This window comes from Streptomyces spectabilis (assembly GCF_008704795.1).
In the GTDB taxonomy this organism is placed as follows: Bacteria; Actinomycetota; Actinomycetes; order Streptomycetales; family Streptomycetaceae; genus Streptomyces; species Streptomyces spectabilis.
Genome location: NZ_CP023690.1, coordinates 3043900 through 3056854, shown reverse-complemented (window position 1 = coordinate 3056854; position 12955 = coordinate 3043900). Strand labels below are relative to the sequence as shown.

The window sequence follows — 12955 nt, the reverse complement described above, 5'->3', positions numbered from 1 at the left end:
TACGGGAGGGGCGGCCGGGAGTCGGCGGCGCCCGTGAGCGGCGGCGACCGTCCGGGCGGACGCCGTCAGTCGACCCCGCGCACCGGCGTGACCAGCGGCTTGCCGGTGCGCGGGTGCGGGAACACCTCGATGGGCTGGCGGTACACGTCGGACAGCAGCGCCGCGTCGAACACGTCGCGGGGGGCGCCGTCCGCCGCCACGGTTCCGCTCCGAAGCACCACCGCCCGGTCCGCGTACGCCGCCGCGAGGCCCAGGTCGTGCAGGACGACGACCACCGCGTCCCCGGCGGCGGCGCGCTCCCGGCAGATCCGCAGGACCAGCTCCTGGTGGCGCAGGTCGAGCGCGGCGGTCGGCTCGTCGAGCAGCAGCAGCGGCGCCCGCTGGGCGAGCACGCGGGCGAGCGCGACCCGGGCCCGCTCGCCGCCGCTGAGCGCGGAGAACGGCCGGGCCGCGAACGCGGTGACCTCGGTGGCGGCCATCGCCTCGCGCACCACCTTGTCGTCGTCGTCCTCCAGGCGGGTCCCGGCCCAGGGCGCGCGCCCCATCCGCACGACGTCCTCCACGGGGAAGGGGAACGACAGCGTCGCCGACTGCGGCAGCACCGCGCGGCGCAGCGCCAGTTCGCGAGCGGGCCAGTCCCCGGCCGCCCGGCCGCAGACCCGGACGGCGCCGGAGGCGAGCGTCAGATCGGCGGCGAGCGCGGCCAGGAGGGTGGACTTCCCCGCGCCGTTGGGGCCGACGAGGGCGAGCACCTCGCCCGCGCGGGCCGCCACCGACACGCCCGCCAGGACCTCGCGGCCGCCGAGCGCGAGGCGCGCGTCCACGGCCTCGGCGAGGACGTCGCCCGGCGCCACGGGCCCGGGCAGCGCGCGCTCGCGCACGCCGAAGAGCCGCCCGATCATGCCCAACCCCCTTGCTTGCGACGGGTCCTGCGCAGCAGCCAGAAGAAGAACGGGCTGCCGAAGAGCGCGGTGAGGACGCCGAGCGGCAGCTCGGCGGGGGCGGCCACGGTACGGGCCGCGAGGTCGGCGCCGACGAGCACCACTGCCCCGCCGAGCGCGCTGCCCGGCACCAGGAAGCGGTGCCCGGGCCCCGCCGCCATCCGCAGCAGATGCGGCACGAGCAGCCCCACGAACGTGATGATCCCGGCCACCGCCACGGCCGCCGCGGTCAGCAGCGCCACCACGAGCACCAGGACGATCCGCAGCCGCTCCACGTCCACGCCCAGGTGCCGCGCGGGCCGTTCGCCGAGCGCGAGCAGGTCCAGCTTGCGGGCGTAACACGGCGCGACCAGCAGCCCGGCCGCCGCGCACGGCAGGACGGCGAGCACCTTCGGCCAGGTGGCCTGGGCGAGCGAGCCGAGCTGCCAGAACGTGATCTGCGAGACCTGGGCGTTGTCGGCGAAGAAGATGCACAGGCCGATCAGCGCGCCCGCGAAGGCGTTCACGGCGATGCCGGTGAGGATCAGCGTCACCACTTCGCTGCGGCCGCCCTCGCGCGAGAGGGCGTACACGAGCAGCACGGTGGCGAGCCCGGCGACGAACGCGCAGACCGTGACGGTCCAGTTGCCGAAGAAGCTCAGGCCGAGCGCGATCGAGGCGACCGCGCCCACGGCCGCGCCGGAGGAGATCCCGATGACGCCCGGCTCGGCCAGCGGATTGCCGAACACGCCCTGCATCAGCGCGCCCGCGCAGCCGAGCGACGCGCCGACGAGCAGCGCGAGCGTCACGCGCGGAAGGCGTACGTTCCACAGCACGCTCTCCGGCACCCGGTCGAGCGCGTGCCCGCCGAGGCCGACGCGGTGCCGGACGGAGGCGAGGACGTCGCCGAGCGGGATGTCGTACGCGCCGAGCCCCGCGGACAGCAGGCACAGCACGGCGAGGGCGGCCGCGAGGGCGGCGGTGAGCAGCGCGGGCGTCCCGCGCCGCCCGCGCCGGGCGGTGGCCGTCTCCCGCGTGGGCGCCGCGGCGGACGGCTTGGTCACGAGGGTCACTCGGCGTCCCCGTACAGCTGGTCCACGAGGGAGGCGAGCACCCGGTCCGTGCGCGGGCCGTAGTTGAGGAGCACGCCGTCCTCGACGGAGACGACGCGACGGTCCATGCCCGCCGGGGTCTCGGCGACGCCGGGGATCTTCACCAGGCCGTCGACGCCGCCGACCGATGCGAGTCCCTTGGACATCACCAGGATCGCGTCCGGCGCGGCCTTCGCGAGGGCCTCGCTGGTGATCGCCGTGAAGTCCTTCCTCAGGCCCGACTCCTTGCCCGCGTCGACCGCGCCCGCCGCCTCAAGCAGCGAGGAAGCGCCCGAATCGCGGCCGCCGAGCAGATAGACCGAGGCCGAGCCGCGCAGATAGAGGAAGGCCACGCGCGGCTTCTTCCCCTTGTCCGGAACGGACTCGCGCACCTTGTCGAGCCGCGCTTCCGTGCGGGAGGTGAGGGCCGTGCCCGCCTTCGGCACGCCGAGCGCCTTCGCGACCGCCTTGATGCGCGGGCCGACGTCGTCCAGGCCCTTGGCCGGGTCGAGCACGACGAGCGGGATGCCCGCGTCCCGGATCTGGTCGACGGCCTCCGCGGGACCCGTCGTGCTCTCGGCGAGGACGACCGTCGGCTTCAGGGAGAGCACGCTCTCCGCCGACACGTCGTGGGCCCGTGTCACCACGGGCAGCTTCCCGGCCTGGTCGAAGGTGGCGGTGATGTCGCGCGCCACGACGCTCTTGCCGAGGCCGAGGGTGAACACGATCTCGCTCAGGCTGCCGCTGAGCGGCACGATGCGGCTTGTGTCCTCGACCGTGACCTTCTTGCCGTCGGCGGAGTCGACGGTCACCGGGAGCTTCGGCTCCGGCACGTCCTCGAGCGGTTCCACGCGGTCGGCGTGGGCGGCCTTCGCCTTCGTGCTCCCGCCCGCTGAGCCGCCGTCACCCGTGGATCCGCATCCGGCGAGGGTGAGGGCGAGCACGGCCGCCAAGGCGCCGGCCATCCGGAGTGAGCGCGGCTTACGCACCGAAGTCCACCGTCCTGTCGTGTGGTTCCCTGATGACGAGATCTTAGTTTAGGTTAGCCTTACCTAACGATCTAGGCCCTGCTTGCCTCCGCTTGCTTGCCGCCGCTTGTCACCGTTCGTCTTGGAGGGGTCCCATGCCGTCGTCCAGACCGCCGCGAGCGCCCCGCGGCCACGGCGCCCGCGCCCTCGTCGCGGCCGTCCTGGCCGGGCTCGTCACCGCGCTGCTCCCGGCCGCCGCCGCCCACGCCGAGGAGCGCACCGTGCGCGGCGGCAGGCTCGACTGGGGCATCAAGTCCTCCTTCCAGAGCTATGTCACCGGGCCCATCGCGCACGGCAGTTGGAACCTCAAGGGCGGCGCCGCCACCGTCGGCGGCAGCCAGTTCCGCTTCCACTCCGCCACGGGGGCCTACGATCCGGCGAGCGGCGCCTTCAGCGCCGGGTTCTCCGGCGGGGTGCACTTCACCGGCCACAAGAAGGGCTCCTCGTACCAGCTCGACCTGACGATCAGCCGCCCCACCGTCAAGGTCTCCGGCGGCTCCGGCACGCTCTACGCCGACATGGTCAGCAAGGCCAAGGGCACCGGCAATGTCACCTCGACCGCACAGGTGCCGCTCGCGTCGCTGAACCTGTCGGGCATCGACATGAAGGGCGGCTCGGGCCCGATCGCCCTCACCAACATCCCCGCCACGCTCACCGCGCAGGGCGCGAAGGCCTTCGCCGGGTACTACACGGCGGGCACGCGGCTCGACCCGGTGAGCCTCTCGACGGACCTCGCCGCGGCCACCGGCACGAAGCCGTCCGACAAGCCGAAGAAGCCCGCCGAGAAGGCCGAAGGCAAGAAGGACGGCAAGAAGGACGGGAAGGGCGCCGCGAAGGACCGGAAGGCGAAGGACGCCGGGCGCATCGAGGACGCCGCCGTCGACTGGGGCGTGCGCCGCACCTTCCGCGAGTACGTCTCCGGATCCATCGCCAAGGGCAAGTGGTCCCTGAGCTCCGGTGCCCAGGACGGCGGCGCGCTGTTCCGCTTCCCGCGCGGCGAGGGCTCGTACGACGGGAAGAAGCGCACCCTCGACGCCGACTTCACCGGTGCCGTCCGCTTCACCGGCAAGCACGGGCTCGACATCGGCCTGAGCCGGGTCGCGGTCGGCGTCGAGGACGGCAAGGGCACGCTCTACGCCGACGTCGACAGCGGGGACTTCACCAAGAAGAAGGCGCCGCTCGTCACCTTCACCGGCGCGGGCCTCGCGGACCTCAAGCCCAGGGACGGCCTCATCGCCGTCACCGAGGCGCCCGCGAAGCTCACCGCCGACGGGGCCAAGGCGTTCGGCTCCATGTACAAGGCGGGCACCGCGATGGACCCCGTCTCGCTGGCCGTCGCCGTCGACGAGAAGGCGGAGCTGCCCGCGCTCCCCGATCTCGGCTCGGCCGCGGCGCCCAAGGCGGCGAAGTCCGCGGACGCCGCCGGGCCGAAGACCGGGAAGGCCGCCGGGTCCGCCGACGACATGTCGGATTCCTCCGCCGCCCTGCCGATCACCGTCGGCGCCGTCGCCGCCCTGCTCGTCGCGGCAGCGGTCGCCTTCGGCCTCACCCGCAAGCGGCGCGCCGCCCGCGCGGACGGCACCGCCGACGACTCCGCCGGCACCCCCTGAACCACCCCGTCCTCTCTTTCCCCTCCCCTTCCTCCACCCAAGGAGCACACTGACCATGGCTGCCCCCCGCCGCCCCATAGTCCGTGCGGCCGCCGTCGCGACGGCCGCCGCGCTCGGCGCGAGCGCGCTCACCCTGCCGGCGTTCGCCGCCGACGAGCCCGCCGCCGGGTCCCCGCAGGCGCCGCCGGTGTACAGCGTCGTGGACGGCACCCTGGACTGGGGTCTGAAGGAGTCCTTCCGGAACTACGTGGTCAACGGCGCCGCAGGCAAGATCACCACCAGCGGCGGCGCCCAGCAGGCCCCGCGCAACGGCGTGTTCACCTTCGGCGGCGCCAAAGGCACGTACGACCTGGGCAACCACGCCCTGAAGACCGCCTTCAAGGGCGGCGTCCGCTTCACCTCCACCGTGCACCGCTTCGACATCACCATCGCGGACGTGAAGGTGCACACCAAGGGCAAGACCGGCGCCATCCGGGCGGACGTCACCCTCAACGGGGCCAAGCAGAACGACATCGACTTCGCCACGCTCGACCTCGACGGCATCCGGCCGGGCCACGGCGAGGGCGGCGCGGTGACGTACAAGGACGTCCCGGCGAAACTGACCGCCAAGGGCGCGGAGGCCTTCAACGGCATGTACCGCAAGGGCGAGGTGCTCGACCCGGCCACCCTCACGGTGAAGCCCGGCGCGCCCGTTCCCGGCCCGGACCCCGACCCCAAGCCGTCGCCGAGCACCACGCCCAAGCCGACCCCGTCGACCCCCACGAAGCCCGAGCCCAAGCCGACCCCGACCGCCACCCAGCCGAAGAAGGTCGTCGGCGGCAAGATGTCGTGGGGCATGAAGGAGAGCTTCCGCCGCTACATCTCCGCCGGCGGCAAGGTGACGACGGCCGGCGGCGCCAAGAAGAAGGCGAGCGGCTATGACTTCCCCTACGCCAAGGCCAAGTGGAGCGCGAGCGCCAAGACGGTGGACGCCTCCTTCGGCGGCAGCGTGCGGTTCCGGTACCAGGCGCACGGCATCGACATGACGTTCAGTGACCTCAGGGTCAAGGCGAGCGGGAAGAAGGGCACGCTGTACGCCGACGTGAAGGCGCAGGGCCGCACCCGTGACAACGTGAAGTTCGCGACGCTCGACCTGTCCCGCGTCTCGTACGCCGCCAAGAACGACGTGGTGCTCCTCGACAAGGTCCCCGCGAAGTTCACGGCGGCGGGCGCGCGGCAGTTCGCCAACGGCGCGGTGGGCTCCATCTACAAGCCGGGCGACCCGATCGACCCGGTGACCGTCGCGCTCACCCTGTCCAAGCGGGCGAGCATCCCGCCCGCCGCGGGCTCCTCCGGCTCCTCCGGCTCGACGGGGTCCGCCGGCTCCGGCGCGTCCGGCATGGGCGGTGACACCGGGCCCGCCGGGTCCGTGGGTGGCGGCGGTTCCGTCGGCGGCGACACCGGGGCCCTCGCGGAGACCGGCTCCGAGACGCCGTCGGGCGCGCTCCTCGGGATCGCGGGCGCGGTGGTCGCGGCCGGCGCGGGCGCCGTGTACGCGGCACGGCGGCGCGGTCCCGGCCACGGCGCGCGGGCGTGACGCCACCGGCGTGACCCGGGCCGGGGTGTGACGACCCCAACTCCTCGTCCGGCGCCGCACGTACGTGCGGCGCCGGATGCTTGAATGCCCAAGTGACCGAAGAACAGGGGCCGGGCACACCCGGCGCTGGCGGCGGGGCCGACGTGCCCGCCGGGGCCGACGTGCACGCCGGAGTCGACGTCCTGCGGGTCTTCTGCGGACCCGACGGCCGGTACGGCAACGAACTCGGAGTCGTCAGGGACGGCGGCCGCATGCCCGCGCGCGAGGCGCGACAGGAGCTCGCCGGGAAGCTCGGCTTCAGCGAGACGGTGTTCGTCGACGACCCCGAGCGCGGGCACATCGACATCTACACGCCCACCACGCGCCTGCCCTTCGCCGGATATCCCTGCCTCGGCGCCGCCTGGCTGCTTGACGTGCCCGAGCTCGTCACCCCCGCGGGGGTCGTCGAGGCGCATCAGGACGGGGAGTTCACCTGGATCGCGGCGCGGGCGGAGTGGGCGCCGCCGCGGACGCTGCGCGCGTACGGTTCGGCGGCCGAGGTGGAGGCGCTCGCGGTGCCGCCCGCCGGGGAGTGGATCTACGCCTGGGCCTGGGAGGACGAGGCCGCGGGGCGGGTGCGGGCGCGGGGCTTCCCCGGGCGGAACGACGGCATCAGTGAGGACGAGGCCACCGGTGCGGCGGCCCTCCTCCTCACCCATCGGCTGGGCCGCGCCCTCAACATCACGCAGGGGCGCGGCTCCCAGATCATCACGGCGCCGGGCCCCGGGGACCTCATCGAGGTGGGCGGCCGCGTGGCGCTGCCTTCGCACGCCACCTGGGGCCCCTGACCCGGGCGGGGGCCCGGGTCACGCCGCGTGCGGGAACTCGGTGGCGAGGTCCTGGAAGACGGCCGTGTTCAGGGCGAACGCCCGCTTGCACTCGTCGACGATCCGGTGCCGTTCGAGCTGGTCGGGAACGGTGACCTCGATCCGGTCGAGCAGCTCGCGGTACCCGCGCTTGAACGCGGCCGGGTTGGAGATCCCCTCGAAGACGTAGAACCGCACGCCGTCGCCCTTGCGGGCGAACCCCCACGCCTTCTCCGCCCGGCCCCGGATGATCTGCCCGCCGGAGAGGTCGCCGAGGTAGCGGGTGTAGTGGTGGGCGACGTATCCGCCCGGCCACGTCCGGGCGCACTCCTCGACCCGTGCCGCGTAGGCGGCCGTCGCGGGCAGCGCGGTGGCGCGCTCGCGCCAGTCCGCGCCCCGCAGATGCGCGAGGTCCCGCTCCAGTTCGGCGACGCGCAGCAGCTCGGTCTTGATGAACGGCCCGGCGACGGGGTCCTCGCGCAGGGCCTCGGCGCCGTCCTCCAGGGCGCGGTAGACGAACCACAGCTGTTCCGTGTAGCGCGCGTACGCGTCCACGCCCAGGCGGCCGCCCAGGAGGTCGCTCATGAACGTCGACGTCTCCGCCTCCGTGTGCTGTTCGTGGGACGCGGTGCGGATGAGCGTCGAGAACGAGAGCGGTGCGGTGGGCTGAGGGATCGCCGAGTCCATGCGGGACCTCCGGATGCCGAGAAGGGCGGGAAACCAGTGTGGCCAGCACCGATCATCCAAGTTAGGCTTACCTAAGTCAACTGGTTCCCGACGCCCTGTCGGTAAAAACGTTACGCGCCCCTCCGGCTTGCGGCAGGGTGAGGAAATTTACGGCAGGGTCAGGATCTCCGCCCCGGTGTCCGTCACCACCAGCGTGTGCTCGAACTGCGCGGTGCGCTTGCGGTCCTTGGTCACGACCGTCCAGCCGTCGTCCCACATGTCGTACTCGTGCGTCCCGAGGGTCAGCATCGGCTCGATCGTGAACGTCATGCCGGGCTGGATGACCGTGGTCGCGTGCGGGCTGTCGTAGTGCGGGACGATCAGGCCGGAGTGGAACGACGTGTTGATGCCGTGGCCGGTGAAGTCGCGGACCACGCCGTACCCGAAGCGCTTCGCGTACGACTCGATGACGCGGCCGATGATGTTGATCTGCCGGCCGGGCCTGACGGCCTTGATGGCGCGGTTGAGGGACTCGCGGGTGCGCTCGACCAGGAGCCTCGACTCCTCGTCCACGTCGCCCACCAGGTAGGTCGCGTTGTTGTCGCCGTGCACGCCGCCGATGTACGCGGTGACGTCGAGGTTCACGATGTCGCCGTCGCGCAGCACGGTGGAGTCCGGGATGCCGTGGCAGATGACCTCGTTGACGGACGCGCACAGGGACTTCGGGAAGCCGCGGTAGCCGAGCGTCGAGGGGTAGGCGCCGTGGTCGCACATGTACGCGTGCGCGATGCGGTCGAGCTCGTCGGTGGTCACGCCCGGAGCGATGGCCTTGGCGGCCTCCTCCATCGCGCGCGCGGCGATGCGGCCCGCCGTGCGCATCAGCTCGACGGTCTCCGGGGTCTGCACCTCCGGCCCGGTGTACGGCGTCGGGGCGGGCTTGCCGACGTACTCCGGGCGCCGGATGTTCCCGGGCACGGAACGGGTGGGAGAGAGCTCCCCTGGTACGAGCAGTGACTGGCCAGACATGCCAGCGAGTCTAACGAGCGCGGATGGGGCAGCATGGCGGGAGAGAGCGGGAGAGAGGGGAGCTGGTCATGGCGCTGTTCAAGAAGCGGACCGCCGGGAAACCGGGGGAGTGGTACTACTGCCTGGAGCACAAGAAGGTCGAGGAGGGCCCGGACTGCCCCGGCAAGGACCGGTTCGGCCCCTACGCCTCCCGCGAGGAGGCCACCCACGCGATGCAGACCGCCTCCGAGCGAAACCTGGAATGGGACACGGACCCTCGCTGGCACGATGCCCAGGGCCCCGACCAGCCCGGCCCCTGAGCGGGAGGCCCCGCCGTTCGGGCTAAGCGGTGGCGGACTCGCGGCGGCGGGTGGCGTCCTTGTCCGTGGCCGAGTCGTAGGAGAGCAGCGACGGCAGCACCGCGCACAGCGCGGCCACCGCGCCCACGCAGACGAGCCCGCCGGACCAGATGGCGGGCCGCGTCCCCGACCACCCGGCCGCCGCCCCCGCCCGGACCTGCCCGAGCTGCGGGCCGACGCTGTAGGAGAGGACCTCGATCCCGGCGAGCCGTCCCCGCAGCTCGTCGGGGATCGTCTGGTTCCAGATGGTGCTGCGGGCGAGCCCGCTGAGCATGTCGCCCGCCCCGGCGACGGCGAGGGCGACCAGGACGAGCCAGACGTCGGACAGGAGCCCCGCCGCCGTGATGGCGAGCCCCCACCCGGCCGCCCCGCACACCACGAGCACCCCGTGCCGCCGCACCCGCGACGTCCAGCCACTGGTGAGGCTGAGCAGCAGCGACCCGACGGCCCCCGCCGCGTACATCAGGCCGAGCGACCACTCGGCGTCCAGGTCGTCCGCGAGGAACGGGAAGATCGTGTTGGGGAAGGCGAAGACCATGGCCGCCCCGTCGATGGCGTAGGTGCCGAGGAGCACGGGGCGCGACCACGCGTACCGCGCCCCCTCCGCGAGCCCCCGCAGCGACGGCTTCTGGGCGCCGTGCGCGGCGGGCGCGGGCGAGAGCCGGGTGCACAGCGCCACGGAGACGGCGAAGCCGACCACCGTGACCGCGTACGCGCTGGCGTGCCCGGCGTAGGCCACGACGACGCCCGCGAGGGCGGGCCCGGCGATCGCGCCGACGTTCCACCGCAGCGAGTTGAGCGCGGCGGCGGCCGTGAGCTGGTCGTGCGGCACGATCCGGGCGAGGAGCGAGTCGAGCGCCGGGCGCTGGATCCCGGCGAGCCCGGAGACCCCCGCCGCCACCACGTACAGGGGCCACAGGAGCGGCTGCGGCAGCAGCGCGTTGACGAACAGGACGAGGGCGAGGACGCCGAGCGCGGCCTCCGTCAGGAGGATCACCTTGCGCCGGTCCACCGCGTCGGCGAGCGCCCCGCCGTACAGACCGCAGACGATCAGCGGGAGCAGCTCGACCGCGCCCATCGCGCCGACCGCGAGCGGCGAGTCGGTGAGGTCCTTGATCTGGAGCGGCAGGGCGATCAGCGCCATGAAGCTGCCGAAGTAGGTGACCAGGCCCTGGACCCAGAGGAGCCGGAAGTCCCGGCTCGAGCGCCAGGGGGAGAGGTCGGGCAGTATCGCGGCGATTCGTTTCACAAGGGGACATGCTCAGTGGCGCGGATATTCTCGCGCAAACGATTTCCCGAACGCCCGCCGCCCTTCCCGGGGCCCCGTCACCACCGGGTGGGCGGCGGCGCCGTCAACTGGTCCGCGAGGCGCGAGAGGCGGTCGCGCACCCGGCGGCGCCCCCGCGGCGCGGGCAGGCTGTTCTCGCCCGTCGCCGCGCTCACCAGGTGCTGGACCGTGTCCAGGTCGAGGTCGCCGTCGCGCGGCACGGTGAGCGCCTCGTGGGCGAGCGCCCCGAGCTCGTCCGCGGGGCCGGTGTCCGCGCCGAGCGCGAAGACCGTCGCGCCCGCGCGCCGCGCGTCGTGGACGCGGGACAGCAGCCCCGGCGCGGGCGTGCCGGGCGCCACCACGAGCAGCGTCTCGCCGCGCCCGGCGGCCTCGACGCGGCCGAGCCCCACCGACAGGTGCGCGGGCGCCCCTGCCCGCGGCCGGTGGCGCACGAGCGTGGGCGTCAGCTCGGGCGTGCCGGACCAGGCGGCCTCGTCGGTGAGGTGCGCGGCCAGGTGCCACGGCTCGTACTCGCGCGTGCCCACCAGGAGCAGGCCGCCGCCGTGCGGCTCCACGCTGGCGCGCAGCGCCCCGGCGAAGCGGCGCGTGGCGCCCGGCCATTCGGTGCCGTTCAGAACTTCGCGCAACAGCGCGACCCGTACCGCGTCCATGGAGGCGCATACTGCCTCAACGAGTCGTTCGTACAGCCGGAGTTCACTCCGAATTCCCCCGAGATGGGGAAGGGGCGGGGATGGCAGTGGAGACAGTTGAGGTGTCCGTCCCGTTCCGGGCGGGCCGCGAAGGGTACGCCAGCTTCCGCATCCCGGCGGTCGTCGTCACGCACGACGGCTCCGTCCTGGCCTTCTGCGAGGGCCGCGTGGGGTCACAGGAGGACTTCGGGAACATCGACGTCGTACTGAAACGGTCCACCGACGGCGGCCGCACCTGGGGACCGCTCCAGGTCGTCGGCGCCAACGGCACCGACCTCGCGGGGAATCCGGCGCCCGTGGTCCTCGACACCGGGCGGGTCCTGCTCGTCCAGGTCAGGAACGCGGCCGCGGCGACCGAGGACGCGATCCGGCGCGGCCAGGTGGCGGCCGCGGACGGCCGCAGGGTCTGGGTGCAGCACAGCGACGACGACGGGCTCACCTGGTCGACGCCCCGGGAGATCACCAAGCAGGTGAAGCGGGCGAACTGGCGCTGGTACGCGACCACGCCGGGACACGCCATCCAGCTCGACGGCGGCCGGATCGTCGTCCCCGCCAACCACTCGCTGCCGCCCACCGGCACGGACATCGGCACCGAGGGCAAGTACAACGGCGGGCACTGTCTGCTGAGCGACAACCTCGGCCAGACCTGGCGCATCGGTTACGTCGACGACAACACCAACGGCTACATCAACGTCAACGAGACCACCGCCGCCGAACTCCCCGACGGCCGCGTCTACTTCAACACCCGCAACGACTCCCCGGCCCCCGGCAACCGCGCCGACGCCCACTCCCGCGACGGCGGCACCAGCCTCGTCAAGCCGTTCCGGCCGCAGTCCTGTCTGCCAGGACCCGTCGTCGAGTGCAGCGTGCTCCAGGTGCGCGACCCCGACGCGCTGCTCTTCTCCGGGCCCGCAGAGCCCGGCTTCCGCGCCCGGATGACCCTCCACCGGAGCGACGACTGCGGCACCACCTGGCAGCCGGTGCACACCGTCGACGGGCTGCCCGCCGCGTACTCCGACCTCGTCCGCGTCGACGACGGAACCGTCGGACTCCTGTACGAGACCGGGGACTTCAGCGCCTACGAGACGATCACCTTCCGCAGGGTGCCGCTCGACCGGCTCACCTGAACACGGCCGTCGCGCGCGCGGACGTAGGGTCTGACCATGACTTCCACGGAAAGTGTGCAGAAGGCGCCCGCCAAGGACCCCTGGGACCTGCCCGACGTGTCCGGGCTCGTCGTCGGGGTCCTCGGCGGCACCGGTGACCAGGGGCGCGGCCTCGCCTACCGCCTCGCCCGCGCGGGCCAGAAGGTGATCATCGGCTCCCGCGCGGCCGAGCGTGCCGAGGCCGCGGCCGCCGACCTCGGCCTCGGCGTCGAGGGCGCGGACAACGCCGAGTGCGCGCGGCGCAGCGACATCGTGATCGTCGCCGTGCCGTGGGACGGCCACGCCAAGACCCTCGAAGCGCTGCGCGAGCCGCTCGCGGGCAAGCTCGTCGTCGACTGCGTGAACCCGCTCGGCTTCGACAAGAAGGGCGCCTACGCCCTCAAGCCCGAGGAGGGCAGCGCCGCCGAGCAGGCCGCCGCGCTGCTCCCCGGATCCCGGGTGACGGCCGCCTTCCACCACCTGTCGGCCGTGCTGCTCCAGGACGAGTCGATCGAGGAGATCGACACCGACGTGATGGTGCTCGGCGAGAGCCGCGCCGACACCGACCAGGTGCAGGCGCTCGCCGCCCGCATCCCCGGCATGCGGGGCGTCTTCGCCGGGCGCTTGCGCAACGCCCACCAGGTGGAGTCGCTCGTCGCCAACCTGATCTCCGTCAACCGGCGCTACAAGGCGCACGCGGGGCTCCGGCTCACCGACGTCTAGGCCCCGGGGC

At 73.4% G+C, this 12955-nt stretch carries 13 protein-coding genes; 6 read left to right on the top strand and 7 right to left on the bottom strand.

Annotated elements, in window-relative coordinates; genetic code table 11:
• Window positions 1-65 precede the first annotated feature (65 nt).
• The 3 genes from CP982_RS13225 to CP982_RS13215 all read right to left on the bottom strand — a co-directional run bounded on the left by CP982_RS13225 (window position 66) and on the right by CP982_RS13215 (window position 2976).
• Window positions 66-902 carry a heme ABC transporter ATP-binding protein gene (locus tag CP982_RS13225; protein ID WP_150510706.1) on the bottom strand — a complete coding sequence of 279 codons (837 nt, stop codon included), beginning with the start codon at window positions 900-902 and terminating at the stop codon, window positions 66-68.
• On the bottom strand, window positions 899-1909 hold the full coding sequence (locus CP982_RS13220; RefSeq protein ID WP_221514928.1) for a FecCD family ABC transporter permease: 1011 nt from the start codon (window positions 1907-1909) through the stop codon (window positions 899-901). Before CP982_RS13220 ends, CP982_RS13225 begins: the two co-directional genes overlap by 4 nt.
• 80 nt (window positions 1910-1989) lie before the next feature.
• Window positions 1990-2976 carry a heme/hemin ABC transporter substrate-binding protein gene (locus CP982_RS13215; protein ID WP_150510704.1) on the bottom strand — a complete coding sequence of 329 codons (987 nt, stop codon included), beginning with the start codon at window positions 2974-2976 and terminating at the stop codon, window positions 1990-1992.
• A gap of 158 nt (window positions 2977-3134) precedes the next feature.
• Between CP982_RS13215 and CP982_RS13210 the strand changes: the two genes are divergently transcribed.
• The 3 genes from CP982_RS13210 (at window position 3135) to CP982_RS13200 (ending at window position 7052) form a co-directional block, all read left to right on the top strand.
• Window positions 3135-4649 carry an HtaA domain-containing protein gene (locus CP982_RS13210; RefSeq protein WP_150510703.1) on the top strand — a complete coding sequence of 505 codons (1515 nt, stop codon included), beginning with the start codon at window positions 3135-3137 and terminating at the stop codon, window positions 4647-4649.
• A gap of 55 nt (window positions 4650-4704) precedes the next feature.
• Window positions 4705-6225: an HtaA domain-containing protein gene (locus CP982_RS13205; RefSeq protein WP_150510702.1), complete on the top strand. Its 1521-nt coding sequence runs from the start codon at window positions 4705-4707 to the stop codon at window positions 6223-6225.
• Window positions 6226-6386: 161 nt separating this feature from the next.
• Window positions 6387-7052 carry a PhzF family phenazine biosynthesis protein gene (locus CP982_RS13200; protein WP_150515455.1) on the top strand — a complete coding sequence of 222 codons (666 nt, stop codon included), beginning with the start codon at window positions 6387-6389 and terminating at the stop codon, window positions 7050-7052.
• 18 nt (window positions 7053-7070) lie between these two features.
• Here the strand turns inward: CP982_RS13200 and CP982_RS13195 are convergent, their stop codons facing one another.
• Both CP982_RS13195 and map read right to left on the bottom strand, forming a co-directional pair.
• Complete coding sequence (locus CP982_RS13195; protein ID WP_150510701.1) at window positions 7071-7757, bottom strand: biliverdin-producing heme oxygenase; 687 nt, start codon at window positions 7755-7757, stop codon at window positions 7071-7073.
• A 147-nt stretch (window positions 7758-7904) separates the two neighbouring features.
• A complete protein-coding gene (gene map / locus CP982_RS13190; RefSeq protein WP_150510700.1) occupies window positions 7905-8762 on the bottom strand; it encodes a type I methionyl aminopeptidase in 858 nt (285 codons plus the stop codon).
• A gap of 68 nt (window positions 8763-8830) precedes the next feature.
• Here map and CP982_RS13185 point away from each other — a divergent pair, with 68 nt between their 5' ends.
• Entirely contained in the window at window positions 8831-9061 is a 231-nt protein-coding gene (locus CP982_RS13185) for a hypothetical protein (protein ID WP_150510699.1), read from the top strand.
• Between the two features lie 22 nt (window positions 9062-9083).
• On the opposite strand, the gene CP982_RS13180 is transcribed toward CP982_RS13185, so the two are convergent.
• Together CP982_RS13180 and CP982_RS13175 are read right to left on the bottom strand one after the other, a co-directional pair.
• On the bottom strand, window positions 9084-10340 hold the full coding sequence (locus CP982_RS13180; RefSeq protein WP_184925038.1) for an MFS transporter: 1257 nt from the start codon (window positions 10338-10340) through the stop codon (window positions 9084-9086).
• An 86-nt stretch (window positions 10341-10426) separates the two neighbouring features.
• Complete coding sequence (locus CP982_RS13175; protein WP_150510697.1) at window positions 10427-11038, bottom strand: hypothetical protein; 612 nt, start codon at window positions 11036-11038, stop codon at window positions 10427-10429.
• Window positions 11039-11118: 80 nt separating this feature from the next.
• Between CP982_RS13175 and CP982_RS13170 the strand changes: the two genes are divergently transcribed.
• Window positions 11119-12204 carry a sialidase family protein gene (locus CP982_RS13170; RefSeq protein WP_150510696.1) on the top strand — a complete coding sequence of 362 codons (1086 nt, stop codon included), beginning with the start codon at window positions 11119-11121 and terminating at the stop codon, window positions 12202-12204.
• A gap of 36 nt (window positions 12205-12240) precedes the next feature.
• Entirely contained in the window at window positions 12241-12945 is a 705-nt protein-coding gene (gene npdG / locus CP982_RS13165; protein ID WP_150510695.1) for an NADPH-dependent F420 reductase, read from the top strand.
• Window positions 12946-12955: the final 10 nt, after the last annotated feature.